Below are 26484 nucleotides of genomic sequence, written 5' to 3' on the forward strand. Positions count from 1 at the left end.
ACGGCCGCCCGCGGCGGACGCGCCGGCCATCGCATGCCGCCCGGCTCACGGGCGGACGGCGCGGGCGATCGAGGCGTGGACGGCGCGCCGGCGCGAGCCGGCGGGCGCTTCGTGGAGCGGACGCACATCGTTGCGAGATCGCGTATCCCCTGCCGCGCGTCCCGGTCTTGCCACTTGGTGCCAGAGGCGAGCGGTCAGCGTGGCGCCTGTGCGCGCAGCGCCGCAGCGACGTCGGCACTCACCCTGGCGAGTGCGCGGCTGTGCGCCGCCGCGAGCGCGTCGAAGCCCGGCCCCGTCACGTCCTCGCGCGCCACCGTGCGTCCGACGCGCGGCGTGCCGCCGCTCACGGGCTGCACCGACCACACCGCGTCGACCAGCGCCGATCCCCCCGGCACCGAGACGAACTGCTGCACGTCGATCGTCACGCGGTAGGTCGCCGCGAAGCTCGGGATCGGTCCCGGCACCACCCGATCCGTGGCCAGCAGCACCGCGAGGTCCGCGGCCACGACGCGGGCGATGTTGTCGTCGAGCGGCGCCGCCCAGCGGTTGAACTCGTCGAGCTGGAGCCGGTTCGGCGAGACCTCGACGACGAACTGCGGGCGGTCGACCGCCGCCGGCACCGTCACCGGGCCCACCGTCACGGCCCAGGGTACCGCGGGCGACCCGTCGGCCGTGGCGGTCGCGCTGAGGGTGTAGAAGCGCGCGCTCGCCGAGGCGCATCCCGTCGCACACGCCGCCAGGAGCGCGCACATCCCCATACGCCTGATGATCGCCGTCATCACCTACTTGGCCTCCCCGCTCTTGCCGCGCAGGAGCGATTCCGGATGTCGTTCGAGGTAGTCGGTGAGCACGCGCAGCGAGCGCATGGCGCGGCTCATCTCCTGCAGCATGCCGCTCAGCTCGACCCGGAGCGCCGAGTCCGGGGCGACCAGCGTGCCCGCGTCCGCGAGCGCCTTGTCCGCGGCGGCGAGGGTGCGCCGCGCTTCGGCGAGGGTCGCGTCGAGGGTGCGGAGGACCTCGGTTACGTCCTTGCCGATCGCGTCGATGGGCAGGGCCTCGAGCTTCGTGACCAGCCTCGTGATCTTCGCCTCCAGCGCCGCGATCTCGCCCGCGGTGGTCGGGATGCGCGGCGGCGTCAGGCTCCAGTCGATGCTCGCCTGCGGCGCGTCGGGGAAGAAGTCGAGGGCGACGAAGAGCGCCCCGGTGAGGAGGTTGCCGGTCTGGAGCTGCGCGCGCATGCCGTGCGCGACGAGGCCGTCGACCCGCACCCGGTGCTCCTCGACGCCGCCGGGCGTCGCCTGGCTCGGCGCGGTCACGTGCAGCAGCTCGGGATGGACCTCGACGGTGACGTGCACCGTCAATGCCATCTTCGTCGTGTCGACCTCGGGGCGGACGTCGACCACCTCGCCGATCGGGATGCCCCAGAACTCCACCGGCGCCCCCACCGCGAGCCCGCGGACCGACTGCCTGAACACCAGCTCGTACGTCTGCGACACGCCGCGCGGGGGCTGGAACGCCTGCGTGCGGTCGTCGTAGAGCGTGAACGTGGTCTCCGCCGGTGCGGCCGCCCCCGCCGCGGCGCCCGGCGGCGCCTCGAAGGCGATGCCGCCGACGAGGATCGAGAGCAGCGACTGCGTCTGCACGGTGAGGCCGGCAGCCGTGAGCGAGACGTCGATGCCGGACGCCTGCCAGAAGCGCGTCGCCGTGGTGACGTACCCGTCGTACGGCGCCTGCACGAAGATGCGCACGGTGAGCGCCCGGCCGTCGGCGTCGAGCTCGTACGACGCGACCTCGCCCACCTGGAGGCGCCGGAAGTAGATCGGCGTCCCGTAGTCGAGCGACCCGAGCTGCGAGGTGCGCAGCACGAAGAAGGTGCCGGCGACGTCCTGGCTCACGACGGGCGGGCTCGCGAGCGCCACGAAGGAGCGCTCGCTCCGCGTCGACTTGCCGATCTCCATGCCGACGTAGGCCCCGGAGATCAGCGTCCCGAGGCCCGACACGGTGGCGCCGGAGATGCGCGGGCGCACCACCCAGAAGTGCGTGTCCTCGACCAGGAAGCTCGCCGTCTCTGGCTGCATGCGCGCCGTCGCCACCACTTTGCGATGATCCTTGGCGATACGCAGCGTCGCCAGCGTCCCGACCGTCACGCCGTTGTAGTGGATCTCGGTCTTTCCGGCCTCCATGCCCTCGGCGGAGTCGAAGACGATCGTGATGGTCGGCCCCTCGCCCATGATCTTCGCGACGGCGACCCAGACGCCGACGATCGCCGCCACGATGGGGACGACCCAGACGAGCGACATCCGGGTCCGGCGGCGCGGCACGGCACGCGCTTCCGAGACCGGCGGGAGGGGAGGAGGCGACTCAGGCATGACGGACCTCGTTGGCGCCGGCGGCGTCCCAGATGAGGCGGGGATCGAAGGATTCGACGGCGAGCATGGTGAGCACGACCACGGCGGCGAAGAACACCAGCCCGACCGCGGGCTCGACGGACATGAGGGGCTGGAGCTGCACGAGCGCCGCGGTGAACGTGTCGACGAAGACGTCGACCATCGACCAGCGACCGATGAAGCCGACCATCCGGTAGAGCCGGGTCCGCTGCGCCGGTGACTGCGCCCAGCCGCGGCGCACGGACAGGACCAGGTAGCCGAGGGCGACGATCTTGGCGCTCGGAATCATGATGCTGGCGAACAGCACGATGAGGGACAGCGGCCATCCGGTGGGCGACCAGAGCAGCACGACGCCCTCGAGGATCGTGTCGGAGCTCTCCCCCGCCGCCGTCCGCGTGGTCAGCACGGGCAGCAGGTTGGCCGGCACGTAGCAGATGGCGGCGGCGACGAGGTAGGCGACGGTGCGCTGGAGGCTGTCGGGCTTGCGGAACTCGAGCGCCGTGTCGCAGCGCGGACAGCGCGGCTCCGGCGCGTGTGCCGGCGGTCGGGACACGAGGCCGCAGCCTTCGCAGCGCTGCAGCCCCGCGGCCATCGCGGACGCGACCGCACTGCTCACGGCCGGGCCTCGGCGGTATCCGGCGCGGCCGCGTCCGTCGCCCCGTCCGCCGCCCACCCGACCCGCGCCCACACCTCGCGCGGGTCGAAGAGCGACTGCATCGTCGCCAGCAGCACCACGAGGACGGCGAGCATCCACAGTGCCGGACCGGGCACCACCGTCGCGTAGTCGGCGATCTTGATGAGCGCGACGAGAACGCCGAGCATCATCACCTCGATCATGCTCCAGAGAACGGCCGCCGGGTGGTGACGCAGCAGCGTCCCCACCCAGCGCGGCGCCGGCGCGCGTCGCGAGCCGACGAGGATCGCGAGCATGAGCCCGATCTGGAGGGCCGGCGCCACCACCGCCGTGAAGAGGACGAGCACGGCCACGAGCTCCCGCCCGTCGGCCCAGAGCTCGAGGGCGCCGCCGACGACCGTGGTCGAAGCGCGATGCCCGACGGCTTCGAGCCCGAGCATCGGAACCGCGTTGGCGAGCACGTAGAGCACCGCCGCCGCGAGCGCGAGCGGCAGGCAGCGCGCCCGCGACCCGGCCCGCCGCCGCCAGAGCTCGTAGTCGCAGCGCGGGCAGCGCGCCGACGCGCCGTCCTCCAGCACCGGCAGGCGGAGCAGGAGGTCGCAGTCCGGGCAGGCGACGAGGCGGCGGTCGGGCGCGGGATCGCTGTACATGGGCATGCGGAGCCGCCGCACGTCAGCGCCCCCGACCGAAGGTCGGCGCGAAGCCGCCGGTCGGAGCCTCGCGGCAGCGCGAGCAGGATAATGTACCAAGCGGGATTTGGGCTCGTCTTGCCATGTCACGCCACCGCGAGCACTAATGCGCCCCGTGCCGCGACCCCCGATCATGCCGATGGGCCGGGTCGCGCTGATCCGCAACGAGGTCTATCGACCGTTCCTGCGGTTCCTCACCGCGGCTGGGGTGCCCGTCCAGCGGCATCTCGAGCGCACCGGCGTGCCGTTGCGCGCCTTCGAGCGACGCGAGGCGCTCCTCCCGCTGCACCAGGTACGGACCTTCCTCCGCGACGTCGCCCGCGCCGAAGGCATCGAGCACCTCGGCCTCGAGGCCGCTCACGCCGCCGCCCTCGAGGACCTCGGCGCCTTCGGCGCCATGATCCGGCGCGCTCCGACGGTGCGCATGCTGCTGGAGAGCCTCCTCCTCGCCGTGCCCTCCTACAACTCCGGGGCGCGCTGGTGGATCGAGCACCGCGGCGACAGCGTGACCCTCTGCCACGTCTTCCTCGGCACCCGCGACGACCCCTACGCCCAGGCCGAGCAGTTCGCACTGGCGACCGCCCTGAAGGCGCTGCGCCTGGCGGGTGGTCCGCGCTGGCGCCCTCTGGCGACGCAGCTCGCCGTCGGCCCGTCGGGCGCCCGGGTGGCGCAGCATGCGCTCCTCGTCGACACGCCCCTGCGGCTCGATCCGCGGGTGAGCGCGATCACCTTCGAGCCGGCCCTGCTCGCCCGCCCACTCGCCCCGCCCACCCGCGTCACTCCGAGTGCGCTCACGCCGTGGGGCGAAGAGTCACCTGCCAGCCGCTTCGCCGACCTCGTCGGGCAGGCGATCGAGAGCCTGTCCGCCGGCGGGGCCTGGCCGAGCATCGCCGCGGTGGCCCGCGCGCTGGGGCTCAGCGTGCGCACGCTGCAACGGTGGCTCGCCGGCGACGGCCAGAGCTTCGACGACCTCATCGAGCGCAGCCGCCTCCAGTCGGCGCGCGATCTGCTCGAGCACACCGACGCCCGCGTGCTCGATATCGCGCTCGACCTCGGCTACTCGGACCATGCCCATTTCACGCGCGCGTTCCGTCGCTGGACCGGTGTCTCCCCGCTCGAGTACCGGCGCGCGTACGCGTCGCGTCTCGCGGTCTGACGGCGACGCTCCGCTCCGTCTCGCTCCATCGCCGCACGACACATTGCCCGCGCGACCGCTCGCACGTCTTGCCCGCGCATGCCAGGCGCCGGTGATGGCAGGAAATGGCAAGGCGGCTCCGGCCGCGCGCTGCTAGCGGAGATGCATGCGGCCGCTTCTGCCACCCGCCCTCGCGCTGCTGCTTGCCGCGGCGCCCCACGTGCTCGCGCAGGACGCTGCGCAGGCGACGGCGACGCACCCCGCACCGCCCGCGATCGTGGCGGTCGTCGAGCCGAAGGCCCTCGATCTCCTCAGGGCCATGAGCGCCACGCTCGCGGCGGCGCGCACCCTGCGCTTCACCGCAGTCGCCAGCTGGGAGAGCCCGAGCCTCCCGGGCCCCGCGCTCGTCTACTTCACGAAATCCGAGGTGACGCTCCAGCGTCCCGACAAGCTGCGCATCGTCTCGCCCGGCGACGGACCGCCGTTCGAGTTCTATTACGACGGCAAGACGATGATGGCGTACGCGCCCGCCGAGGACCTGCTCGCCGTGGCCGACGCGCCGCCGACGATCGACGCGACGCTGAAGGCGGCGTTCGACGCCGCCTCGATCTACTTCCCCTTCACCGACGTCCTGGTCGCCGATCCCTACGCCGACATGGCGCAGGGGCTGCAATGGGCCTTCGTGGTCGGCCGCTCGCAGCTGGTCGGGGGCGTCCCCACCGACATCGTGGCGATCGCGAACGACGACGTCTTCGTCCAGCTCTGGATCGGCGTCAAGGACCATCTGCCGCGCCTCGGCCGGGCCGTCTTCCGTCGCGATCCCTCGCGCCTGCGCCAGGAGGTCGCGTTCGCCGACTGGCGGCGCGGCGAGGCGGTCCCCGGCGACAGCTTCACGACGGCGAAGGCCGCGAGCGCGAAGCGCATCGCCTTCGCGCGTCCGGACGTCCGCCTGCCGGACGGCGCGCCCGCGCCGAAGCCGACGTCCCCCCGCTGACCGCACCGCTCTCGAGGAGACTCGCCATGCGCACCATCCTGTCCGCCCTGCTGGTCACCGCCCTCTGCGCCCAGCCCGCCACCGCGTGGGTCCACGCCGGCCGCTACGGCACCGCGTCCGGCGGCGGCGGCTCCTGGCACGCCCAGGGCTGGCGCGGCGGCCACGCCTCCGGGGGCGACGGCTCCTGGAACGCCTCCGGCTGGCGCGGCGGCACGGCGTCGGGCGGCGGCGGCTCCTGGCACGCGACCGGCGCGTACGGCGGCCACGCCTCCGGCGGCGACGGCTACTGGCACGGCACCAGCGCCAACGGCACGACGGCGTACGGCGGCTACAACCGCTACTACGGCGGCAGCTACTACGGCGGCTACCACCCGCCCACGGTGGTGAACCACTACTACGCCAGCGGCTGCGGCAGCTGCGGCGGCTGGTCCGCCGCGGGCGCCGCCGCCGTCGGGCTCGCGGCCGGCACCGTCCTCGGAGCGGCCGGGGCCAGCGCGGCGAGCGCCAACGCGTACGCCGCCGGCGTCGCCGCCGGCAGCGCCTACTCGCTCGGCGCGATCTACGCCGCCCTGCCGGCGGGCTGCGTCTACACCCCGGTCGGCGGCGTCACCTACTACTCCTGCGGCAGCGCCTGGATGCAGCCCTCGTTCGGCGCCAACGGCGTCTACTACCGGGTCGTCGCGGCGCCCTGACGCCGGACCCGTCTTGACCGGGCTCCGGAGCGGGTGTTGCCTCGACCTCGCAACTCTCCGACGGGAGGTATCGACGTGCCGGAGCGCATCGAGATCGGCTACCAGGCCTTCGCGGCCGACGGCGGCGAGGAGTTCGGCGCCGTACGCAGCGTCGACGAGGATGCCGTCGTGGTGTGGATCGAGAACAGCGGCGACGTCAGCCTGCCGCGCGCCGCGGTGACGGCGGTGCACGCGCAGAAGGTCGTCTTCGACTGCCGCAAGCTGCCGCCCGACGTGCGCGCCGCGATCGGGCACGCGCACGACGCCGAGGAGCCGGGGCTCTAAGCGCTGGGCCGGGCTCGGCGCCGCGGCCCCGCCGGCGCGGGCAGCGCGCGGCGCACCAGCGCATCGGCCTCCGCCGCCTCGACCCCGAGGCCGCGCAGCACGAGCGCCGCCACCGCCGCCGGATGCTCCGGTCCGGCCCGGCCCTCGAGGACGCTGCGCATGCCCGCGAGCACGGCGCCCTGGATGAGATCGAGCGCCGCGACCTCGCTGCGGTAGCGGAAACGGCCGCGCCGCTTGCCGGCGCGGAGATCGGCGGCGACGCTCGCGACCGCCTCGCGCGGCAGCGTCTCCGTGCTGGCCCACACGCGTAGCATCGCCCTGGCCGAGCTCGCATCGTCGAGCGCCCGCCCCAGGAAGCGGCGGCAGCCGATCGCCATGCGCTCGGCGGGGTCGGCGACGTCGCGGTAGCTGGCGGTGATCTCGACGTGGACCTGGCCGACCAGGCTGCCCGCCACCGCCTCGGCCACCTCCTCGCGCGTGCGGAAGTAGTTGTAGAAGGTCCCGTTCGCGACCCCTGCCGCCGCCGCGATCTCGTGGATCGCCGTTCCGCCGACGCCCTTCTCGGCGAACACGCGCGCCGCCGCCTCGAGGAGCAGCGCGCGGGTCCGCGCGCGGATGCCGGGACGCTGCGCCGGGGCGGGCCGGGGTCGCGTGGCCATGCGCCCTTCTAGCCCAGGAGTGAGCGTGTCGCCATGGTTTGACATTTTTCTCAGTTTGCGCGACCTCTGCCGTCCGTGCCGCCCGTCGCACCAACGCTCCCGGCCGAGGTCGACGTCGTCGTCGTGGGCCTCGGCCCCGTCGGCGCGACGCTGGCTCTCCTGCTCGGCCGTCACGGCGTGCGCACGCTCGTCGCCGACAAGGCGCTCGACGTCTTCCCGCAGCCGCGCGCCATCGCGCTCGACAACGAGGCGCTGCGCATCCTCCAGCTCGCCGGCCTCGGCGAGGGGTCGTTCGCCACCCTCGCGATTCCCGAGGTGCGGCTGCGCTCGCCGTGGATCGGCGAGTTCGCGCGCGTCGAGACGGCGGGTGTGCTCGACGGCCATCCGAAGCTCGTCATGTTCCACCAGCCCGAGCTGGAGCAGGTGCTGCGCACCCGCCTCGCCGCCGAGGCGTCGGTCACGACCGCCCTCGGGCAGGAGCTCACGGGGCTCACCATCGACACCGACGGCGTGCGCGCCACGCTGCGCGGCCACGACGGCGCCGCCGCCACCGTCGCCGGGCGCTTCCTCGTCGGCGCCGACGGGGCCGCCTCGCCGGTGCGCGGCTTCCTCGGCCTCGGCTTCGACGGCACCAGCTATCCCGAGGACTGGCTCATCGTCGACGCGCGCCACACGCCGCGGCCGATCGACCATACCGAGTTCCTGTGCGACCCGCGCCGTCCGACACCGCACATGCCGGCGCCCGGGGGCCGCGAGCGCTGGGAGTTCATGCTCCAGCCCGGCGAGTCGCCCGAGGAAATGGAGCGGCCCGAGCGCGTGCGCGAGCTGCTCGCGCCCTGGGGCAGGCCCGAGGAGATGGAGATCGAGCGCACGGCGGTCTATCGCTTCCACGCCCGCGTGGTCGAAACGTTCCAGAGGGGCCCGGTCTTCCTCGCCGGCGACGCCGCCCACATCACGCCGCCCTTCGCCGGCCAGGGCCTCTGCGCCGGCCTGCGCGACGCCGCCAACCTCGCCTGGAAGCTCGCCTGGGTGCTCGGCGGGACGGCCGACGCGACGATCCTCGCGAGCTACGACGAGGAGCGCCGCCCGCACGCCAAGGCCATGATCGCGCTCGCGCAGCGGCTCGGACACCTGATCGCGCCGCGCAACACCGCCGTCGCGCTCGCCCTGCACGGCGCGCTGCGCACGGCGCGCCTCCTCGCGCCGGTGCGGACGCTCTTCGACGGCCTGGCGATGAAGCCGCAGCCGCGTTTCCGCCGCGGCCTCTTCGCCGCCGGCGACGGGCCGCACCGCGGCGGGCTCTTCCCGCAGGCGTGGGTGCAGCACGCCGACGGCCGCGGTGGCTGGAGCGACGACGCCCTCGGCCCCGGCCTCACGCTGGTCGGCCTCGGCGTCGACCCGGCGCTCCACCTCGGCGACGCCGCGCCCGCCTGGGCGCGGCTCGGCGGCCGCTGCGTCCAGCTCTGCCACCGCGGCCAGCGCCTCCATCGCACCCTGGCCCCGCACGTGTGGGAGGACGTCTCCGGCACCATCGTGCCGCGCGCGGCACCCGTCGGCCGAGCCTTCGTGGTCCGTCCCGACCGCGCCGTGCTCCACGACGGCCCCGCGACCGACGCCGCCCGGCTCGTGCGCGAGAGCCGCGACCTCCTCGAAGGACGACGCCCATGAGCACGCTCGCCACTGCCCAGCCGGCCCGCCATCCCGACCCGACGGTGCGCGCGCGCGCCCTCGCCTGGGTCGCGTTCACGCGCCCCGACCTCGCGCAGGCGGAGCGCTTCCTCGTCGACTTCGGCCTTCGGGTGGTGACGCGCACGCCCGAGCTGCTCGTGCTGCGCGGGACCGGCCCGGAGGCGTTCTGCTACCTCGTCCAGCGGGGAACGACGCCGCGCTTCGCCGGCTTCGCGCTCGAGGTCGGGTCGCGCGCCGACCTCGAGCGCCTCGCGGCGCTGCCGGACGCCGGCCCGATCGAGGCCCTCGCCACCCCGGGCGGCGGCGCACGCGTGCGGCTCGTCGATCCCTCCGGCTTCGCCGTCGACGCCGTCCACGGGCGTGCCCGCGCGACGCCGCTGCCGCGTCGTCCCGCGCTGCCGATCAACACGCCGGACGCGCGCCCGCGCGTGAACGCCGGGCAGCGCCCGCCGGTGGCGCCGCCCGAGGTCGTGCGCCTCGGCCACGTCGTGCTGGAGCTGGCCGACTGGCAGGCGACCTGCGCCTGGTACACGCGCCACTTCGGCCTGATTCCGAGCGACGTGCAGGTGCTCCCCGACGGCTCGCCCGCGGTCGCCTTCCTGCGCCTCGACCTCGGCGACACGCCGGCCGACCACCACACCCTCGCCCTCGCCCAAGGGCTCGTGCCGCGCTACTCGCACAGCGCCTACGAGGTGTGCGACACCGACGCCGTGGCGATGGGCGGGCGCGTGCTGCGTGAGCGCGGCTGGACGCACGCCTGGGGCGTCGGCCGCCACATCCTCGGCAGCCAGGTCTTCGACTACTGGGAGGACGCCTGCGGCGACAAGCACGAGCACTACGGCGACGGCGACGTCTTCACCGCCGACCAGCCGATGGGCGTCCATGCCGTCGGCCGTGACGCCATGGCGCAGTGGGGCCCGCCGATGCCGGCGAGCTTCGTGCGCCCGCCGCTGTCGGCCGGGCTGCTCGTCGACGTCGCCCGCAACCTGTGGCGCAGCCCCGACCTGAGCCTCGGCAAGCTGGTCGCGATGGCGCGCGGCCTCGGCTGAGCGCGAAGGAGATCCGATGGCCGTTCCCGTCGTCCGCTACGAGCACGAGGCCGCGATCCGTTGGGGCGTGATCGCCGCCGGACGGATCACGCCGATCCCCGGCGACTTCCCCACCACGGGCGACCTCGTCCGCCGGGTGACGCCGGCCGCGCTGCGCGCGCTCGGCGGCGACGGCATCGACGCGGCCACGGTGCGTCTCCTGGCGCCGGTCACGCGCAACCAGCGCTTCGTGTGCCAGGGCGCGAACTACCGCCAGCACATGATCGACTCGGGCGTCGATCCCGACGCCAAGACCTTCAACATGATCTTCACGAAGGCGCCGAGCTGCATCGTCCCGGCGGACAGCGACGTCGTACGGCCGAAGACGGTACGCTTCCTCGACTGGGAGATCGAGCTCGGGCTCGTGCTCCGCCGCGACGTGACCGCGCCGGTGACCGTCACCGACGCGACCCTGCACGAGTTCGTCGCCGGCGCGGTCATCGTCAACGACTACTCCGCGCGCGACGTGCAGATCCCGCAGATGCAGTTCTACAAGGGGAAGAGCTTCCGCACCTTCGGCCCCGTCGGGCCGTGGCTCTGCCTGCTGGAGCCGGCGGACGTGCCGTTGCTGCGCGACCTCCGCCTCAGACTCACCGTGAACGGCGAGGTCCGCCAACAGGACACGACGGCCAACCTGGTCTACGGCCCGGCCGAGACGCTCACCGAGCTGGCGGGCGTCCACGACCTCTACGCCGGCGACCTCCTCGCCACCGGCACGCCGGCGGGCTGCGCGCTCGCGATCCCGCCGCCGCTCGTGCAGCGCTTCGTCGGCCTCCTACCCGAGGCGACGAAATGGAGCCTCTTCCTCGCCGCGCAGGCGCGTCGCCCCTACCTCCAGCCCGGCGACGTCGTCGAGGCCCGCATCGCGAGCGCGGACGGCCGGCTCGACCTCGGCGTGCAGCAGAACCGCATCGTCGCCGAGGATTGAGCCGTGGGCCGGCGCTGGCCCGGCGCGCGCGGCCTGGCTAAGGGAGGACCATGACCCTGAACGACCTCCTCGCCACCTCCGGCGTCACGCCGGTACAGGTCCAGCAGCACCTCGCCGCCCTCTCGGGCGAGGAGCGCGTCCGCCAGGCGACCACCCTCGACCGCCGGCACCAGAAGACGCTGTGGGATCTCTCGGCGGGCACCGAGCCGATCCGCCTCGAGGAGGTCGTCGCGCCGGAGCGGCCGCCGCTCGATCCGGTCCCCTTCGAGGGCCAGAACAACCAGCCGCTCTACCGGCCTTTCCGCAAGGTCTTCTACCGCACGCCGAGCGGCGCGATCGGCGGCTACAACGAGAGCGGCGCCGCCTGGTTCGCAGGCCCCGGCTACTATCTCCTGAAGCGCGACGACTCGGGCACCTACGTCGACTACACCGAGCTGCCGAGCGACAAGCCCGCCGCCTGGCCCGCGATCCGCCCGAACGACACCGGCATCACGCAGTTCATCTACGGGCACATGAAGGACTACCTGCGCCGCGTGTACGGCCGCGTCCTCATCGGCCGCGCCTTCCGCAAGGGCAAGGCGACGCCGAACTACTTCGTGCTCGCGCGCCCCGAGGTCTGAGCGACGCCGGCGCCGGGGCGCGGTCAGCCGCCCGTCGTCATACGGGCCATGAACTCCGCCGGCGCGGCGAGCGCCGCCCGCGCCCGTGCCGCCGCGGCCGCGTCGAGGGCGACGACCAGCAGCGCATCGCAGGCGTCGGTGTAGGCCGCCGACGGCCGCGCCTCGGCGAGCGCGAACAGGAGCGCCTCGTCGAGCGTGCCGCCCTCGGCCGCCGTCATGACGACCGTCTCCTCGGCCTGCGAGCGCTCCGCGATCAGCACGGCGTCGCGGAAGAGCGCGTGGGCGCGCTCGGCGCCGGGGCCCCAGACGACGAGCCAGATCGCGCCGGCGTCGAGCAGGGTGCGCGCGAGCGCGTGCAGGGCGGCGTCGGGCAGCGCATGCGTGGGACCGGCGACGATGGCGATCGCGTGACGCGCCGGCAGGCGCACCGCCGCCGGCCACGTCGCCGGATCGCCCGGGGCGAGGAGCCAGAGGTCGCGGCCCGACGCCTCGTCCCAGCCGAGCCGCTCCGCCGCCGCCATGCCTCCGCCCTACGCCCATCCGCGCGGCGGCGCGAGCCGCCCGCGGTTTGACAGTCGCGGGGCATCCCGGACGCTGGGACGCGGCGCTCGGGAGGCGTCGGACGCATGTGGAAGGGGCTTGGAGCGCTCGTCACGGCGGTCGTGCTCGGCGCGGGGACGGCGGCGGCGCAGACGCCGCCGGCGAAGCCGATCACGGTCTTCGTCGCGCGCAAGATCGTCACCATGGACCCGGGCTGGCCGACGGCGACCGCCGTCGCCGTGCGCGACGGCCGCATCCTCTCCGTCGGCTCGCTCGGCGACCTGCGCCCATGGCTCGTCGGCTCGGCGCACACGATCGACCGCAGGTTCGCGAACAAGGTTCTCGTGCCCGGCTTCGTCGAGGCACACGGCCATCCGCTCCTCGGCGCGACGGCCCTCACCCGGCCGCTGCTCTCGTACCTGCCCGTCCCGAATCCCTACGGCCCCGACTTCCCCGGCGTGAAGACGCCCGACGCCGCCATGAAGAAGCTGCGCGAGTACGTGGCCCAGGCGAACTCGCCCGACGAGACGGTGCTCACGTGGGGCTACGACGTCGTCGCGATGGGCGGGAAGCACCTCGACAAGACCGCGCTCGACGCGATCAGCGCGACGCAGCCGATCCTCGTGTGGGACGCGTCGGAGCACTTCGTCTTCGCGAACTCCGCGGCCTTGCAGAAGTTCGGCGTGACGAAGGCCGACACGACCACGACCGGCATCGCCGCCGGTCCCGACGGCGAGCCCAACGGGCAGTTCCTCGGCACGGCCGCCGCCGCGCGCATCCTCGATCCGGCGCTCGCGCCGCTCCTCGCGCCCGACGTCGCGCTGGCGAACATCAAGTTCCTCATGGACCTGAGCCGCCGGAACGGCATCACGACGACGTCCGAGCTGGCCTTCGGCATCACGAACCTCGCCGCGGAGGAGGACCTCTTCCCGCGGTACTTCAACGACCCGGCCACGCCGGTCCGCTGCGTCGTCGTGAGCGACGCCGTCTCGATGACCGCCGCGAAGGGCGACCAGGCGATCCCGTACGTGCAGTCGCTGCCCGACCGGAACACGGACACGCTCGTCTTCCGCGGCGTCAAGTTCTTCGCCGACGACTCGTTCCTGAGCCTCGGCATGGAGATCCGGAACCCCGGCTACATCGACGGCCGCAGCGGCTTCTTCAACACGCCGCCGGATCGGATGGTGGAGCGCTTCCTCCCCTGGTGGCGCGCCGGCTTCCACATCCACGTGCACACCAACGGCAACGCCGGGAACCAGGCGACGGTCGACGCCCTCGCCGGCCTCATGGCGGTCCAGCCGCGCGCGGACCACCGCTACACGCTCGAGCACTTCGGCATCTCGACGCCCGAGCAGGTGCGCCGCATCCGCGCCCTCGGCGGCGTCGTCAGCGTGAACCCGTTCTACCTCTACGCGCGCGCCGAGCTGACGGCGCCCTACATCGGCAGCGACCGCGCCTACACGGCCGCGCGCCTTCGCACGCTCGTCGACGCGGGGGTGCCGACGTCGCTCCACACCGACACGCCGGTCGCCCCGCCGGTGCCGCTCGAGTCCGTGTGGATCGCGGTGAACCGCCGCGGGCTCTCGGGCGCCGTGCGCGGGCCGGACGAGCGCATCACGCTCGAGCAGGCGTTGCGCATGGTGACGATCGACGCGGCGTACACGCTGGGCGTCGAGGATCGCGTCGGCAGCATCGCCGCGGGCAAGCTCGCCGACTTCGCCGTGCTCGATCAGGACCCCTTTGAGGTCGCCCCGGAGCAGCTGCGCAACGTGCGGGTGTGGGGGACCGTGCTCGGCGGGCGCGTCCTGCCGGCGAGCGAGATCCGCCGCTGAGCCGCCTGCACGTTCTCCATCGTGGTTGAAGAAGCTGCCGTCGCGCGCCGGCGCAACGGGGACGTGCATAGCTCCTGCGCTGGCACGCGTGATGCACGCTCTTCCGGCCTTTAGGAGGACCGCATGCCGGAGAAGAAGACGATCGCGCGCGCGCGCCGCGACGCCCGCGAGGGCAAGGCGCCGAGCACCCAGGCCGGCGAGTTCGTGCGCGAGGAGATCAAGCACGTCCGCGAGGGCAAGCACGGCGCGCGCTCGGCGACGCAGGCCATCGCGATCGGGCTGTCGAAGGCCCGCCGCGCCGGCATCGACCTCCGCCGCCCGGCGAGGGGACGTCCCGCGCGACGAAGCGCAAGGCGGCCCAGGACGAGAAGGCCGCGCGCCGCGGCCGCAAGACGTCGGCCAAGCGGTCGCGCGCGACGAAGAAGGCGCTGCAGCGCGAGGGCACGCAGGCGGCTTCGAAGAAGGCGCTCTCGCGCCAGGTGGAGAACTCGGCGCGGAAGCGCGGCGCGAAGGCGCGCTCGGTCGCGGCGCGGAAGGGGGTCGCGACGAAGGGGCCGCGCGGGCGCTCGGCGGCGGCGAAGAAGGCGGCCCGCACGCGCGCGGCGCGCGGGTGATCTCGTCCGGAGGGTTGCTCCAGCCATCAGCGTCGATCGTTGGCGCCACGCGGTGATCGGCACACGTGGACGCAGGCCACGACGATCACCGCCTCGTCGGACACGGCGCAGCAGGAGGCGGCGCGTGTCGCGATGGAGGACACGGCACGTGCATGGGCTCGCGACGACTCCTTCCTCGGCGTGCGGGGGCACTCGAGGACCGCACCGGCCGTGCAGTCGGGATCGTCGTCGGGAACCCGCAGCACCACGCGTGCGGTATACGCAACGCGGCCCCGGGAGCGCCGCCGTCTCGCCGTCCGACATCAGAGTCGGCATAGGGAGGACAGGAGAACACCCCCGGAACGTTCAGCGGGCCCGCACGGATCGGACGTTCCTCCCAGTCCGGCGATTCCTCCACACGCCCCGTACCCCAGCTTGCGCGGACGTCCCCATCGTGGCGTCTCCGCCCACTCCACCGCCCACCGGCTTGCGCGGCCACCGCGCGCGCCGACATGTCCGCGGTGCGCCGCAGTTCCGTTCGCCGCGCACGGCGCCGAACCGTCCGGCATCCCCGGCGCGGCCCATCTGGCTCGCCAGCGTCCGGGATCGGCATGATGCGGTCGCGACCATGGACGCGCGCCACTTGGCGGGGTAGTTTCATTCCTCGCATGCCTATTCCGGCCACCGCCGTCGCGTTCGCCGTCGCCGAGCAGCCGCCGGCGTACGGGCAGCGTCAGCCGCGCCTGCTCGATCGCGTGCGCATCGCGCTGCAGACGCGGCACATGAGCCGCCGAACCGAGCAGGCCTACGTCTTCTGGATCCGACGCTACATCCTGTTCCACGGCCGGCGGCACCCGCCGACGCTCGGCGCGGACGAGGTGCCGGCGCTCCTCTCGGCGCTTGCGGTGGAGCGGCGGGTGGCAGCGTCGACGCAGAACCAGGCGCTGAGCGCCCTGCTCTTCCTCTACCGGCACGTGCTCGACGTCGATCTGCCGTGGCTCGACGGCCTCGTCCGCGCGCAGCGGCCGGCGCACGTGCCCGTCGTGCTGAGCCGCCCCGAGGTGGCCGCCGTCCTCGGGCAGCTCGGTGGAAGCCGGTGGCTCATGGCGGCGCTGCTCTACGGGGCCGGCCTCCGCCTGCTCGAGTGCCTGCGACTGCGGGTGAAGGACGTCGACTTCGAGCGTGGAGAGATCGTCGTGCGCAGCGGCAAGGGCGGGCGCGACCGGCGCACGATGCTGCCGGCGGTCGTGCGGGAACCGCTGGCCGCCCACCTCGTACGCGTGCGGCGGCAGCACGGTGACGACCTGGCCCGGGACGCCGGATGGGTGGAGCTACCGCACGCCCTCGACCGGAAGTACGTCAGCGCGGGCCGCTCATGGCCGTGGCAGTGGGTGTTTCCCGCAACGCGTACCTACCGGCACCCCGAGACGGGCAGCGGCGACGGCACCACTTCCACGAGTCAGCCCTCCAGCGCGTCGTACGCGAGGCCGTCCTGGCGGCGGGCATCGCGAAGCCGGCGGGCTGCCACACGTTCCGGCACTCGTTCGCAACGCACCTGCTGGAGGACGGATACGACATCCGCACCGTGCAGGAGCTGCTCGGCCACCGCGACGCCCGGACGACGACAGATATACACGCACGTCCTCAACCGCGGCGGCCTGGGCGTGCGAAGTCCTGTCGATGGACTGGCGCCAGCGCGGTCGGGCGCTGCAGGTCCGGTGCCGATAGGCTGCGAGACGTCGCCGCCTATCCGCGCGAAGTCGGCCACACGTGCGGTCGAGGCCCGCCGGGATATTCGGAGTTTGCCTGTTCCTTCCCGCCCGCCCGGCGCCGCGGATAGGCCGCGAGCGCCGCGTGGGGGCCGGGATTAGGCAGGTCGGTCGAAGGGTTCGTTAGGCGGCTATGAGGATCGCGCGATGAACGTAAAGGACACGCTGGCCGGGCTCGGTGGCCTCCTCATCATGGGGGCTTTCCTCGTCGTGGGTCTCGCAATCGCTGGTGTCTTCATCTTCGGTGCGGCTTGGGCGAGTACGAAGCTCCTGCCGTGGTTCTCCGTTCTGACATGGGTGGCCTTCGGCATCGTCGTCTTCATCCTTCTGCCCCTCGCGATTCCGAAAGCGACTCGCGGATTCTCAAGCGTGGCGCTGTTCGTCGCGTCCTACGTGTTCGGCGCGACACTCTGGATGGAGGGACTTCTGTTCACGCTGGCAATCTGGGGTGTGGGCGCTGTATTCATCGGTCTCTTCCTCGCTGGGGTCGGCGTGGTACCCATCGCGATGCTCGCCACCCTGATCAAGGGAATGTGGGGCCCTCTTATCGAACTCGTGCTGCTCACGATCATGACCTTCGGAACCAGGATCGGTGCCATGTCCCTTGCGGAGAGCCTCGAACAGTGATGCGCCGAATCTGGGTTCCCCAACTCGTAGCTTCCCTGATGCTCCTCTGGGCCCTGAACCCAGAAAACCCGTACGGCTACTACATTCTCCTTCGCTGGGTCTGCTGCGGCATCTTCGCCTACCTCGCCTTCAGGGCGTTCGAGCAAGGGCATCAAGGCTGGATCTGGGTTCTCGGGGTCACGGCCGCCGTGTACAACCCAATCCTCCGAGTACATCTGACGAGGGACATCTGGTCGGTGGTCAACATCGTCACAATCGGTATCGCGGCGGCCTCTGTCTTTGCTCTCAAGCCCAGGGGTGAGAGTGGAAAACCAGACGCCGCCTAACAACAGCATGCAGCGGACGGCGCTGTGCGCCGCCGCTGATGCTGGACGTTAGACAGCTGAAGGAGGACGCATTTTGGCGAGCAGTGATTTCTGGGATCTCGTTCCGCCTGCCTTTGTGGATCCGGTGACAGGACTCAAGCCGGCGAACGAGCGAGAGCTGAGTGCTTGCCTCTGTCTGCTTCACGATCGAGGGGGCGTTCCGTGGGGTCGAGTTCCTCTTCACATGGCCGACCAAAGCCTAGCTGACGTGGGGGCAGACACCCTCTTCTCCGCGGCCGGTACGATGCTGGCAGAGTATCCGCTCTGCGCGCATGACCTTGAAGACATCAAGATCTGGGGGGCGATGCCGGCGGATCTGCTTTACGTCTCAGCAGACAATCGCAGCATCGTCATCATCGAGAACAAGATCGGTAGTCGCTTCACCAGCGGCGGCGCGCACGTAGAGCTGGGTCAGCTAGCCCGACAAGCTGAATACCTGTGTCGGTGGAAAGAGCGTCGCGGTCTCGCATCTGCCAGCCTTGTGCTTCTCACGAGCGCTGAATGCCTCCGGACAATGAACTACTCTCGGGTATTCGAGACGACACTCGCTCACACCGACCGCGGGAGCCGCGTCCAGGGCTATGTGTTGCGGTGGGAGGACATCTTCAATGCCGTCGGATCGTAGTCTAACTGAAGCTTGGAGCCGACGCGCGCGACATGGCCACGTCGTGGTGAGTGTTCATGGGCGCGCGGCTCAACCTTGAGCCGTTAGCTGGACATCACCATGCAACCGAAGGCTCGTCCGATTCTGTCCGCGATAGTAGGCGCCGCCGTGCTTGCGGCGCTCTTGTATGGAACCATCGTTGCGGTGCGGGCGGGTGCTCGGGTTCTGGCATCGCTCGATTCCGACATTGCGGTAGCCATCATTGCGGCCGCCGCCACGGCCTTTGTCTCGGTCCTCTCCATCGTGCTGGCAAAGGCGTACGAGGCCCGTGCGCTCGTCTTGAAAGAGCATCGGGAGAAGAAGACCCCCGTCTACGAAGACCTGATCAAGTTCATGTTCCGAATTCTGATGGGCGCGAAGACTGGCAAGGCGCCAACCGAGAAGGAGATGCTCGACTTCATGTCCGACTTCACCCAACGCGTTATAGTGTGGGGCTCGGATGATGTGCTCGCAGCATGGGTGAAATGGCGTCGGACGGCGGTGAACGCTGAGGCACTCAAGACGAATCCGATGACACTCATGTTGCTCTACGAACAACTGATCCTGACGATTCGCCGCGACCTCGGGCACAAAAATCAGAACCTGCGTACGGGCGATGTACTTGCCCTGTTCGTGAACGATATCGATCAGCAGTTGAAGGGGGGAAAGGCCAGCTAATCTGGCGACGCAGCGGACCGGCTTCGCCGGCCGCTGATCGCCCGTGTCGTTAGGCAGCTCAACGAGACGCTTGATGCGTGAGAACCATGGCTGAACTTGTCGACTACTTCCGCCGGATGTCCCGTAACAATCTGTGGAGCAACCACCGGCTCCATCAGGCCTGTGCACGCCTGTCGTCTACCGTCTACTTCCGCAACTGCGGCGCGTTTTTCCAATCGATTCACGGTACTCTGAATCACATTTTGGTTGTCGATCAGTTCTATCTCGCTGCCCTGCGAGGCGATGCCCCCACAGGAGGCCGGCTAGACGAGCAACCCTGCGTCGACCTACGCACCCTCGTGGCGATCCAGTCAACGAGCGACCGTGCACTCCTGGCGTTCTGCGATTCGCTAACGGACAAGTCCCTCGTGCTCGTCGTTCGTTGGACCGATACGAAAGGTCTTACGTGCGCAGACCCGATTCACATAGTTCTCGCGCATCTCTTCCTTCACCAGATTCACCATAGGGGGCAGGTTCACAATATGCTTTCGGTCGCAGGGGATCGGCCGCCCCAGTTCGACGAGTTCCTCTTGTCCTGCGACGGACCGCTTCGAGATGCCGAGGTCCGTGCTCTTGGTCTCGAAGAGTAGCCGCCTAACAAGGCGATGGAGCCGACCGGCATGCATCCAAGGGATGGGTGCGACCGTCGGTGCACCGGCGGCTCATCGCCAGGTTAGACGCGGACCAGCGTAGGACGCTGCGATGGGGAACGCGGTGTTTCCTTCCACCTGGACGCGGGCGCTGCACCCGGTCCAGTCCCGGAGCGGAACCGCCTCCCCTGCTCAGACCTTGAAGAGGAAGTTCATCACGTCCCCGTCCTGCACCACGTACTCCTTCCCCTCGGCCCGCAGCTTCCCCGCCTCCTTCGCCCCCTGCTCGCCCTTCCCCGCGACGTAGTCCTCGAACCCGATCGTCTGCGCGCGGATGAACCCGCGCTCGAAGTCCGTGTGGATCACGCCCGCCGCCTGCGGCGCCGTGTCCCCGGCGTGGATGGTCCACGCGCGAACCTCCTTCTCGCCGGCGGTGAAGTACGTGCGCAGCCCGAGGAGCTTGTAGCCCGCGCGGATGAGTCGGTTCAGCCCCGGCTCGTCGAGGCCCATGTCGGCGAGGAAGAGCTGCTTCTCCTCGTCGTCGAGACCGGCGATCTCGGCCTCGGTGGCGGCGCAGATGGCGACGACCTCGGCGCCCTGCTCCGCCGCCAGCGCGCGGACGGCGTCGAGGTGCGGGTTCCCCTCGAAGCCGTGCTCGGTGACGTTCGCGGCGTAGAGAACGGGCTTCGCGGTGATGAAGCAGAACGGCTTCAGGGCGGCGCGCTCCTCCTTCGTCAACGGGAGCGCACGGACCGGCTTGCCCTCGTTCAGCTGCGCGATGACGCGCTCGAGGAGCCCGAAGAGGAGCTTCGCGTCCTTGTCGCCGGACTGCGCCTGCTTCTTGTAGCGCAGGACGCCCTTCTCGGCCGTCGCGAGGTCGGCGAGGCCGAGCTCCGTGTCGATGACGGCGATGTCGGAGACGGGGTCGATCTTGCCGGCGACGTGGACGACGTTGTCGTCGGCGAAGCAGCGCACGACGTGCACGACGGCGTCGGTCTCGCGGATGTTCGCGAGGAACTGGTTGCCGAGGCCCTCACCCTTCGACGCGCCCGCGACCAGGCCCGCGATGTCGACGAACTCCACCGTCGCCGGGAGGATCCGCTGCGGCGAGACGATCGCCGCCAGCTGCGCCAGCCGCGCGTCGGGCACCTCGACCACGCCGACGTTCGGCTCGATGGTGCAGAAGGGGTAGTTCTCGGCCGCGATGCCGGCCTTGGTGAGGGCGTTGAAGAGCGTCGACTTGCCGACGTTCGGGAGCCCGACGATGCCGCATTGGAGTGCCACGCGCTGTACCTCGCTGATCCGCCGGACGCCGGCGGATCACGCAGCATGCCGGATGCGGCGGCCCGGCGAAACCGGGCCGCCTCCGACGTCAGTGCGCGGCGTTCGCGAGGTCCATCTCCCAGAAGAGGAAGTTCGTCGTCTGGTCGATGATCTGCGTGCGGTTCGCGGCGTACGGGACGTGCCCGGCGCCCGGCCAGGTGGTGAGGAAGACGTCGAGGCCGGCGGCCGAGGCCGCATTCACGGTGTCGACGGCCCACTGGTACGGGACCACGACGTCCGACGTGCCGTGGAAGAGGAGCGCCGGCGCCTCGCCCGGGTTCGGGGTCGTCAGGATGCGCGCCCCGGAGAGCGACACCGCCGCCGCCACCGCCGCGTCCGGCTCCTCGTTGTTCGAGTAGCCGACGTTCAGGGCGGTGATCGCGCCCGCCGACGTCCCCGCGACCGCGATGCGCGTCGCATCGATGCCCCAGGCCGCCGCGTTCGTGCGCAGGAAGCGGATCGCGGTCTGCGCGTCGTCGAGCGCCTCCCCGATGGCGATGAGGCAGACCGCCGTCGGTACCGACGAGGCGCAGCCGCCGGGCTCGAGCCGGTAGCTGATGGACACGTTCAGGTAGCCCTTGCGCGCGAACACCGTCGCCTGGTCGACCAGCTCCGCCGACGTCTTGCTGCCCGAGGAGAAGCTGCCGCCGTGGATCCACACGATCGCCGGCCGCGCCGTCACGCTGTCACCGGTCGGCTCGTAGCGGTCCATGAGCAGCGTCACCGTCTGGCCGGAGTTGTTGACGGCGCTGCCGTAGACGATGTTGCTCGTCACCGTCGCGCCGGCGAAGACGAGGTCGCGGTAGCGCAGCGGCGCCGCACCGGGGGGCACGAGGTTCGGCAGGTCGGGCACCGTGGTCGACGTGGTCGTCGTCGACGTCGTGGTGGTCGTGGTCGTGGTCGGAACGCACGAGGCCTCGCTCGACGGCTTCGTGTACTTGAAGAGCGTCGGCGTCGAGGTGATCTTGCCGCCGTTCGCGAAGGCGACGCTGTACGAGTCGCCGCCGCCGATGGTGAGCAGCACGCAGCCGGTGCCGGTGCCGGGCGGGACCAGGGCCACCGCGGCGTGCTTGCCGTCGATGGCGACGCTGATCTGGAACGTCGTGCCGCGGCGCTTGATCTGCGCCGCCTTGACGGGGCCGTTCTCCCCCTTCGGGTCGCGGTAGCTGAAGCCCTTGGCGGCGTCGCCCGACCAGAACGGCTTGCCGGTGACGGCGCTCGCGCCGGCGGGCAGCGCGTAGGTCGCGGCGCTCGGCGACGGGCCCGTCAGCGTCACGGCGACGGTGGCGCCGGCGGTGACCGGGTTGCCGACGAGGGTGGCGTCGGTGGCGGTCTCCTTTGCCTTCACCGTGACCGCGCGCTTCTCGGGCGCGCCGGGACTCTTGACGGTGAGGGTCTGACCCAGAACCGTCTGATCCGCCGCGTGTACGGGCGGCAGCAGGGACAGGACGAAGGACAGGACGAGCAGCACGCGACCGACCATTGGCATTCCCCCTCGGGCGTTGGAGCGAGGCGCGGACCCTACCATCGACGGCGCAGGCCCGGTCAATGAGATTCTCGCCAAGCAGTCGAGCGGGCCGCGCCGCCCCCCTGACCGATGGCGCCATCGGCGCCGGCCCAACGGTGCACGGCCGGCGCCATCGGCGGCTCGGCGCGCACGGAACGCGTGGCGGGACCTCGGCTCGTCACCCGCCCGCGCGCGCCGCGAGCCGCTCGCCGAGGCGGCTCAGGTGCTGCGCCGCGCCGCCGAGCGTCAGCTCGATCTGGCGGGTGCGGCGGAAGTAGCGGAAGAGCGGATACTCGGTGTCGACGCCGATGCCGCCGTGGAGGTGCTGCGCCGCGTGCGCGACGCGGAAGCCGCCCTCCGCCGCCCAGAACTTGGCGGTGTCGAGCGCGTCGTCGGCGTCGAGCCCGGCGCCGAGGCGCCACGCCGCCTGGCGCGCCGTCAGCATGACCGCCTCGGTGTCGACGTAGGCGTCGGCGGCGCGCTGGGCGACCGCCTGGAAGGTCGCGATCTTCTGTCCGAACTGCTCGCGCTCCGAGACGTGCGCGGCGGTCATGCGCAGCGCCTCGGCGCAGACGCCGGCCTGCATGGCACAGAGGCCCGCCGTCAGCCGGCGGACGATCCACGCCACGATCTCGGTCCCCGCCCCCACCGCGCCGAGGACGTCGCCCGCCGGCACCGGCACGCCGGCGAGCCGCACGCTCGCGAGCACGTCGCGGGCGGTGCTCTCGGCGCGCGCCAGCGTCACCCCGGCGGCGCGCGGGTCGACGAGGAAGACGGCGCTCGCATCGTCAGCCGTGCGTGCCGGCACGAGCAGCAGCCCGGCCACGTGCGCCGCGGGCACGACGCGCTTCTCGCCGTCGAGCCGCCAGCCGTCGCCGTCCCGCCGCGCCGTCGTGCGCGGCGTGCCCGCCGCCAGCTCGTCGCCGTCCTCGGTAAGGGCCGGCGCCAGCACGAGCGAGCCGTCGCACACGCGCGGCAAGAGGCGAGCACGCTGGTCCGTGGTGCCGAAGCGGTCGATCGCCATCGCCCCGCCGACGACGGTGGGCAGATACGGCAGCGGCGCGACGGTGCGTCCCACCTGCTCGAGCACGAGGCAGGCCTCGACGATCCCGAGCCCGCTGCCGCCGACGTCTTCCGCCAGCGGCACGCCGAGCAGCCCGGCCTCGGCGAGGCGCCGCCACTCCGCGTCGGCGACGCGGTCGTCGCTCGCCTCGATCGCGCGCAGGCGCTCGCGGGTCAGCGACTCGCGCAGGATCTGGAGCGCCAGGTCGGCGATGGCGCGCTGGTCGTCGTCGAGCTCGAGGTCCATGACGTCGGTCCCTCAGTGGCGCGGGATGCGCGGCATCCCGAGCCCGAAGAGCGCGATGAGATCGCGCTGCACCTCGTTCGTGCCGCCTCCGAAGGTGAGGAAGAGCGTGCCCTGGTAGGCGCGCTCGAGACGCCCGCGCAGCGGCGCGTGGTCGCTGCCGCGCAGCGCGCCCGCGGCGCCGAACACGCCGAGCAGGAGGCGATACGCCTCGCAGAAGAACTCGCTGCCGAAGACCTTCGTGGCGCTGGCGTCGGCGGGGTTCTGCGTCGGGCTCGTCACCGCCTTCCAGTTGGCGAGGCGCAGGAACTCGAGCTTGGCGTGGACGCGGGCGAGGTCGAGGCGCACCCACTCCTGGTCGATGACGCGGCGGCCGTCGGCCAGCCGCGTCGTCGCCGCCCAGCCGACGGTGTCCTCGTAGACCTTCTCGACCATGCCCGGCGGGGCGATCGCGACGCGCTCGTAGTTGAGCTGGTTCGTGATCAGCTTCCAGCCCTTGTTCGCCTCGCCGATCAGCGCCGTGCCGGGCACACGGACGTTGTCGTAGAAGGTGTTCGTCGTGCCCGAGTCGACCAGGGTGTGGATGATCGAGTGCGAGAAGCCGGGCGCGGTCGTCGGCATGGCGAAGATCGAGATGCCCTTGTGCTTCGGCGCCTCGGGGTCGGTGCGCGCGGCGAGCCAGACGTAGTCGGCGTAGCCGGCGAGGCTGGTGTAGATCTTCTGGCCGCTGATGATCCAGTCGTCGCCGTCTCGCACCGCACGCGTGCGCAGCGACGCGAGGTCGGTGCCCGCCTGCGGCTCGGTGTAGCCGACCGCGAAGTGGAGCTCGCCGCGCAGGATGCGGGGCAGGAAGAACTGCTTCTGCTCCTCGCTGCCGAACGCCATGATCGTGTGCGCGATGGCGTTGATGGTGAGCGCGGGGATCGGCGCCAGCGCGCGCCAGGCCTCGTCGTAGAAGATGAACTGCTCCACCAGCCCGCGGCCCTGGCCGCCGTACTCGCGCGGCCAGCCGATGCCGAGCCAGCCGTCGCGCCCCATCCGGCGCACCGCTTCGAGACAGTGCGGGCCGCCGGTGTCGCCGCGCGCGACCTCGGCTTCGACCGCGGGCGTCATCAGCGCGGCGAAGTAGGCGCGCAGCTCGGCGCGCAGGGCGTCCTGCTCCGGGGTATAGGCGATGTACATCGGCCTCCTCGCTCGTCGGCGCGCGACCTTGCCGCGCCCGAGCGCTCGCGGTCAAACCGTGTGATCCGTCCGCCGGCGGGCAGGTGCGGCGTGCGCGCTCCGACGAGCCGCGGCGCCGCGTGCGTTGCGATCGTGCGCCGTGCCCGTCGCGCGTGTCGTCGGGGGATACTTTACTAGGGTCCGAGCACGACGTATTGCGCCCCGAGACCTGGTCGGAGCAGCGCTGCATGAACGAGCGGAACGACGACACGCGACGCGCACGCTGCCTTTCCCTCGCGATCGGCACGCGCGACGCGGCGACGCCGGCCGGGCGGACGCTGCACGGGCTCCGATCGACGGCCGTCACCTTCGCCTGCCTCGCGGCCACCACCGCCGGCTGCGGCCTGTCGCCGTCGGTGAACGTTCTCGGCTCGTTCTTCCCGGCCTGGCTCATCTCGATCGTCACCGGCCTGCTCCTGTCGCTCGTCGTCTGGCGGATCCTCGTCGCCGCCGGCGTCGCCGCGCGGCTCTCGCCGCCGGCGCTCGTGTATCCCTGCCTGGTCGCGACCTTGATCTTCGCCACCTGGCTGACCCTGTTCGCGAGCTGAGCGGCCGATGCAGACCGCCGGGCGCCTTCTCAGTATCGGCATCGTCGCGGCGGCGGTGCTGCTCGGCATCGTCGTCCTGACGCGGGTCGTGCGCCATCCCAAGACCGACGACGCGACGGTCATGGCCGACGTCGTCAACGTCGTGCCCGAAGTCTCGGGGCGCATCGTCGAGCTGCACGTGGCCGACAACCAGGCCGTGCAGCAGGGCGACCTGCTCTTCGTCATCGACCCGCGGCCGTACGCCCTCGCCGTGGAACGGGCGCGGGCCGAGGTGCAAGCGCTCGACGCGCAGATCGCGCTGACGAAGCGGCACATCGAGGGCCAGGAGTACGCGACCGCGGCCGCGCGGGCCGCCGTGCAGCGTGCGGAGGCGCAGGCGCGCAGCGCGGCCGACACGTACCACCGCCTGCGGCCGCTGGCGCGCGAGCAGTACGTCACGGCCGAGCGTCTCGACGAGGCGCAGGCGGCGATGCGCTCGACCGAGGCGACGCTCGACGAGGCCCGGCGGCGGATGATGCAGGCGGAGAAGGACGTCGGCGACCTCGACGCCCTCATCGCGCAACGCGATGCCGCCGCCGCGGCGCTCGGCAAGGCGGAGCTGGACCTCGGCCACACGCGGGTGGAGGCGCCCTTCGACGCGCTCGTCGTCAACCTGTACACCGCCGTCGGGGCGTTCGTCGGGCCGGGGCCGATTCCCGTCTTCGCCCTCGTCGACCGCCGGCGCTGGTACGTCGTCGCCAACTATCGCGAGTCCGAGCTCGACCGCATCGCCCCGGGCATGGATGCGCGCGTCTATCTCATGTCGGATCCGCGGCGCAGCTACCGCGGCACGGTGCAGGGCATCGGCTGGGCGGTGAACCCGGAGGATCAACGCATCACGCCGGGGATCCCCTCCATCCGGCGCGAGCTCAACTGGGTCCACATCGCGCAGCGCTTCCCGGTACGCATCGCGATCGAGGATCCCCGCCCGGCGGAGGTGTTTCGGGTCGGCGCCTCTGCGGTCGCCATCGTGCTCGGACATCCCGACGACCAGGGGCGGCCCGCGGGGCGCTGATCGACGGCCG

Annotated in this window: 26 protein-coding genes and 1 pseudogene; 17 read left to right on the plus strand and 10 right to left on the minus strand. The window is 71.9% G+C overall.

What is annotated here, in order from left to right; translation table 11 throughout:
• Window positions 1–194 precede the first annotated feature (194 nt).
• The 4 genes from KIT14_18985 to KIT14_19000 are packed head-to-tail and all read right to left on the minus strand — an operon-like array spanning window position 195 to window position 3671.
• On the minus strand, window positions 195–779 hold the full coding sequence (locus KIT14_18985) for a membrane integrity-associated transporter subunit PqiC (protein MCW5892605.1): 585 nt from the start codon (window positions 777–779) through the stop codon (window positions 195–197).
• A gap of 3 nt (window positions 780–782) precedes the next feature.
• Window positions 783–2321 (minus strand): MCE family protein, encoded by a 1539-nt coding sequence (locus KIT14_18990; protein ID MCW5892606.1) that lies wholly within the window; start codon window positions 2319–2321, stop codon window positions 783–785.
• Window positions 2322–2361: 40 nt separating this feature from the next.
• A complete protein-coding gene (locus tag KIT14_18995) occupies window positions 2362–2979 on the minus strand; it encodes a paraquat-inducible protein A (protein MCW5892607.1) in 618 nt (205 codons plus the stop codon).
• A 20-nt stretch (window positions 2980–2999) separates the two neighbouring features.
• Window positions 3000–3671: a paraquat-inducible protein A gene (locus KIT14_19000; protein MCW5892608.1), complete on the minus strand. Its 672-nt coding sequence runs from the start codon at window positions 3669–3671 to the stop codon at window positions 3000–3002.
• 154 nt (window positions 3672–3825) lie between these two features.
• Here KIT14_19000 and KIT14_19005 point away from each other — a divergent pair, with 154 nt between their 5' ends.
• The 4 genes from KIT14_19005 (at window position 3826) to KIT14_19020 (ending at window position 6855) form a co-directional block, all read left to right on the plus strand.
• Window positions 3826–4866 carry a helix-turn-helix domain-containing protein gene (locus KIT14_19005; protein ID MCW5892609.1) on the plus strand — a complete coding sequence of 347 codons (1041 nt, stop codon included), beginning with the start codon at window positions 3826–3828 and terminating at the stop codon, window positions 4864–4866.
• 145 nt (window positions 4867–5011) lie between these two features.
• Window positions 5012–5839: a DUF2092 domain-containing protein gene (locus KIT14_19010; GenBank protein ID MCW5892610.1), complete on the plus strand. Its 828-nt coding sequence runs from the start codon at window positions 5012–5014 to the stop codon at window positions 5837–5839.
• A gap of 26 nt (window positions 5840–5865) precedes the next feature.
• Complete coding sequence (locus KIT14_19015) at window positions 5866–6531, plus strand: RNA-binding protein (protein ID MCW5892611.1); 666 nt, start codon at window positions 5866–5868, stop codon at window positions 6529–6531.
• A gap of 75 nt (window positions 6532–6606) precedes the next feature.
• Window positions 6607–6855 (plus strand): hypothetical protein, encoded by a 249-nt coding sequence (locus KIT14_19020; GenBank protein ID MCW5892612.1) that lies wholly within the window; start codon window positions 6607–6609, stop codon window positions 6853–6855.
• Here KIT14_19020 and KIT14_19025 read toward each other — a convergent pair.
• Window positions 6852–7514, minus strand: a complete 663-nt coding sequence (locus tag KIT14_19025) for a TetR/AcrR family transcriptional regulator (protein MCW5892613.1) — start codon at window positions 7512–7514, stop codon at window positions 6852–6854. The genes KIT14_19020 and KIT14_19025 overlap by 4 nt on opposite strands.
• 75 nt (window positions 7515–7589) lie before the next feature.
• Here KIT14_19025 and KIT14_19030 point away from each other — a divergent pair, with 75 nt between their 5' ends.
• The 4 genes from KIT14_19030 to KIT14_19045 are packed head-to-tail and all read left to right on the plus strand — an operon-like array spanning window position 7590 to window position 11839.
• Window positions 7590–9182, plus strand: a complete 1593-nt coding sequence (locus KIT14_19030) for a bifunctional 3-(3-hydroxy-phenyl)propionate/3-hydroxycinnamic acid hydroxylase (GenBank protein ID MCW5892614.1) — start codon at window positions 7590–7592, stop codon at window positions 9180–9182.
• The gene (locus KIT14_19035; protein ID MCW5892615.1) at window positions 9179–10252 is read left to right on the plus strand and encodes a VOC family protein; all 1074 of its coding nucleotides are present in this window, start codon (window positions 9179–9181) and stop codon (window positions 10250–10252) included. The genes KIT14_19030 and KIT14_19035 overlap by 4 nt, the downstream gene beginning before the upstream one ends.
• Before the next feature lie 16 nt (window positions 10253–10268).
• A complete protein-coding gene (locus tag KIT14_19040) occupies window positions 10269–11219 on the plus strand; it encodes a fumarylacetoacetate hydrolase family protein (GenBank protein ID MCW5892616.1) in 951 nt (316 codons plus the stop codon).
• Between the two features lie 50 nt (window positions 11220–11269).
• Window positions 11270–11839, plus strand: coding sequence for a hypothetical protein (locus KIT14_19045; GenBank protein ID MCW5892617.1), 570 nt, complete (start codon window positions 11270–11272; stop codon window positions 11837–11839).
• A 23-nt stretch (window positions 11840–11862) separates the two neighbouring features.
• Here KIT14_19045 and KIT14_19050 read toward each other — a convergent pair whose 3' ends face one another.
• Window positions 11863–12360: a hypothetical protein gene (locus KIT14_19050; protein MCW5892618.1), complete on the minus strand. Its 498-nt coding sequence runs from the start codon at window positions 12358–12360 to the stop codon at window positions 11863–11865.
• A 222-nt stretch (window positions 12361–12582) separates the two neighbouring features.
• Between KIT14_19050 and KIT14_19055 the strand changes: the two genes are divergently transcribed.
• The 7 genes and pseudogenes from KIT14_19055 to KIT14_19085 all read left to right on the plus strand — a co-directional run bounded on the left by KIT14_19055 (window position 12583) and on the right by KIT14_19085 (window position 19515).
• Complete coding sequence (locus KIT14_19055; GenBank protein ID MCW5892619.1) at window positions 12583–14211, plus strand: amidohydrolase; 1629 nt, start codon at window positions 12583–12585, stop codon at window positions 14209–14211.
• A 1261-nt stretch (window positions 14212–15472) separates the two neighbouring features.
• Window positions 15473–16675 (plus strand): annotated as a pseudogene (locus tag KIT14_19060) (integron integrase).
• Window positions 16676–16720: 45 nt separating this feature from the next.
• Window positions 16721–17200 (plus strand): hypothetical protein, encoded by a 480-nt coding sequence (locus KIT14_19065; protein ID MCW5892620.1) that lies wholly within the window; start codon window positions 16721–16723, stop codon window positions 17198–17200.
• 38 nt (window positions 17201–17238) lie between these two features.
• The gene (locus KIT14_19070; protein ID MCW5892621.1) at window positions 17239–17526 is read left to right on the plus strand and encodes a hypothetical protein; all 288 of its coding nucleotides are present in this window, start codon (window positions 17239–17241) and stop codon (window positions 17524–17526) included.
• Window positions 17527–17749: 223 nt separating this feature from the next.
• Window positions 17750–18190 carry a hypothetical protein gene (locus tag KIT14_19075; protein MCW5892622.1) on the plus strand — a complete coding sequence of 147 codons (441 nt, stop codon included), beginning with the start codon at window positions 17750–17752 and terminating at the stop codon, window positions 18188–18190.
• Between the two features lie 147 nt (window positions 18191–18337).
• Window positions 18338–18886 (plus strand): hypothetical protein, encoded by a 549-nt coding sequence (locus KIT14_19080; protein MCW5892623.1) that lies wholly within the window; start codon window positions 18338–18340, stop codon window positions 18884–18886.
• Between the two features lie 86 nt (window positions 18887–18972).
• Entirely contained in the window at window positions 18973–19515 is a 543-nt protein-coding gene (locus tag KIT14_19085) for a DinB family protein (protein ID MCW5892624.1), read from the plus strand.
• A gap of 192 nt (window positions 19516–19707) precedes the next feature.
• Here KIT14_19085 and ychF read toward each other — a convergent pair whose 3' ends face one another.
• The 4 genes from ychF to KIT14_19105 form a co-directional block, all read right to left on the minus strand.
• Window positions 19708–20799 carry a redox-regulated ATPase YchF gene (gene ychF / locus KIT14_19090; protein MCW5892625.1) on the minus strand — a complete coding sequence of 364 codons (1092 nt, stop codon included), beginning with the start codon at window positions 20797–20799 and terminating at the stop codon, window positions 19708–19710.
• A gap of 88 nt (window positions 20800–20887) precedes the next feature.
• Window positions 20888–22321 carry an alpha/beta hydrolase gene (locus tag KIT14_19095; protein ID MCW5892626.1) on the minus strand — a complete coding sequence of 478 codons (1434 nt, stop codon included), beginning with the start codon at window positions 22319–22321 and terminating at the stop codon, window positions 20888–20890.
• A 202-nt stretch (window positions 22322–22523) separates the two neighbouring features.
• Window positions 22524–23654, minus strand: a complete 1131-nt coding sequence (locus tag KIT14_19100; protein ID MCW5892627.1) for an acyl-CoA/acyl-ACP dehydrogenase — start codon at window positions 23652–23654, stop codon at window positions 22524–22526.
• Between the two features lie 12 nt (window positions 23655–23666).
• Window positions 23667–24833 carry an acyl-CoA dehydrogenase family protein gene (locus KIT14_19105; protein ID MCW5892628.1) on the minus strand — a complete coding sequence of 389 codons (1167 nt, stop codon included), beginning with the start codon at window positions 24831–24833 and terminating at the stop codon, window positions 23667–23669.
• Between the two features lie 227 nt (window positions 24834–25060).
• On the opposite strand from KIT14_19105, the gene KIT14_19110 reads away from it, so the two are divergent.
• A complete protein-coding gene (locus KIT14_19110; protein ID MCW5892629.1) occupies window positions 25061–25420 on the plus strand; it encodes a hypothetical protein in 360 nt (119 codons plus the stop codon).
• A 7-nt stretch (window positions 25421–25427) separates the two neighbouring features.
• Window positions 25428–26474 carry a biotin/lipoyl-binding protein gene (locus KIT14_19115; GenBank protein ID MCW5892630.1) on the plus strand — a complete coding sequence of 349 codons (1047 nt, stop codon included), beginning with the start codon at window positions 25428–25430 and terminating at the stop codon, window positions 26472–26474.
• The last annotated feature ends 10 nt before the right edge of the window (window positions 26475–26484 follow it).

This window comes from bacterium, assembly GCA_026129405.1.
Taxonomy (GTDB): Bacteria; Desulfobacterota; Binatia; order DP-6; family DP-6; genus JAHCID01.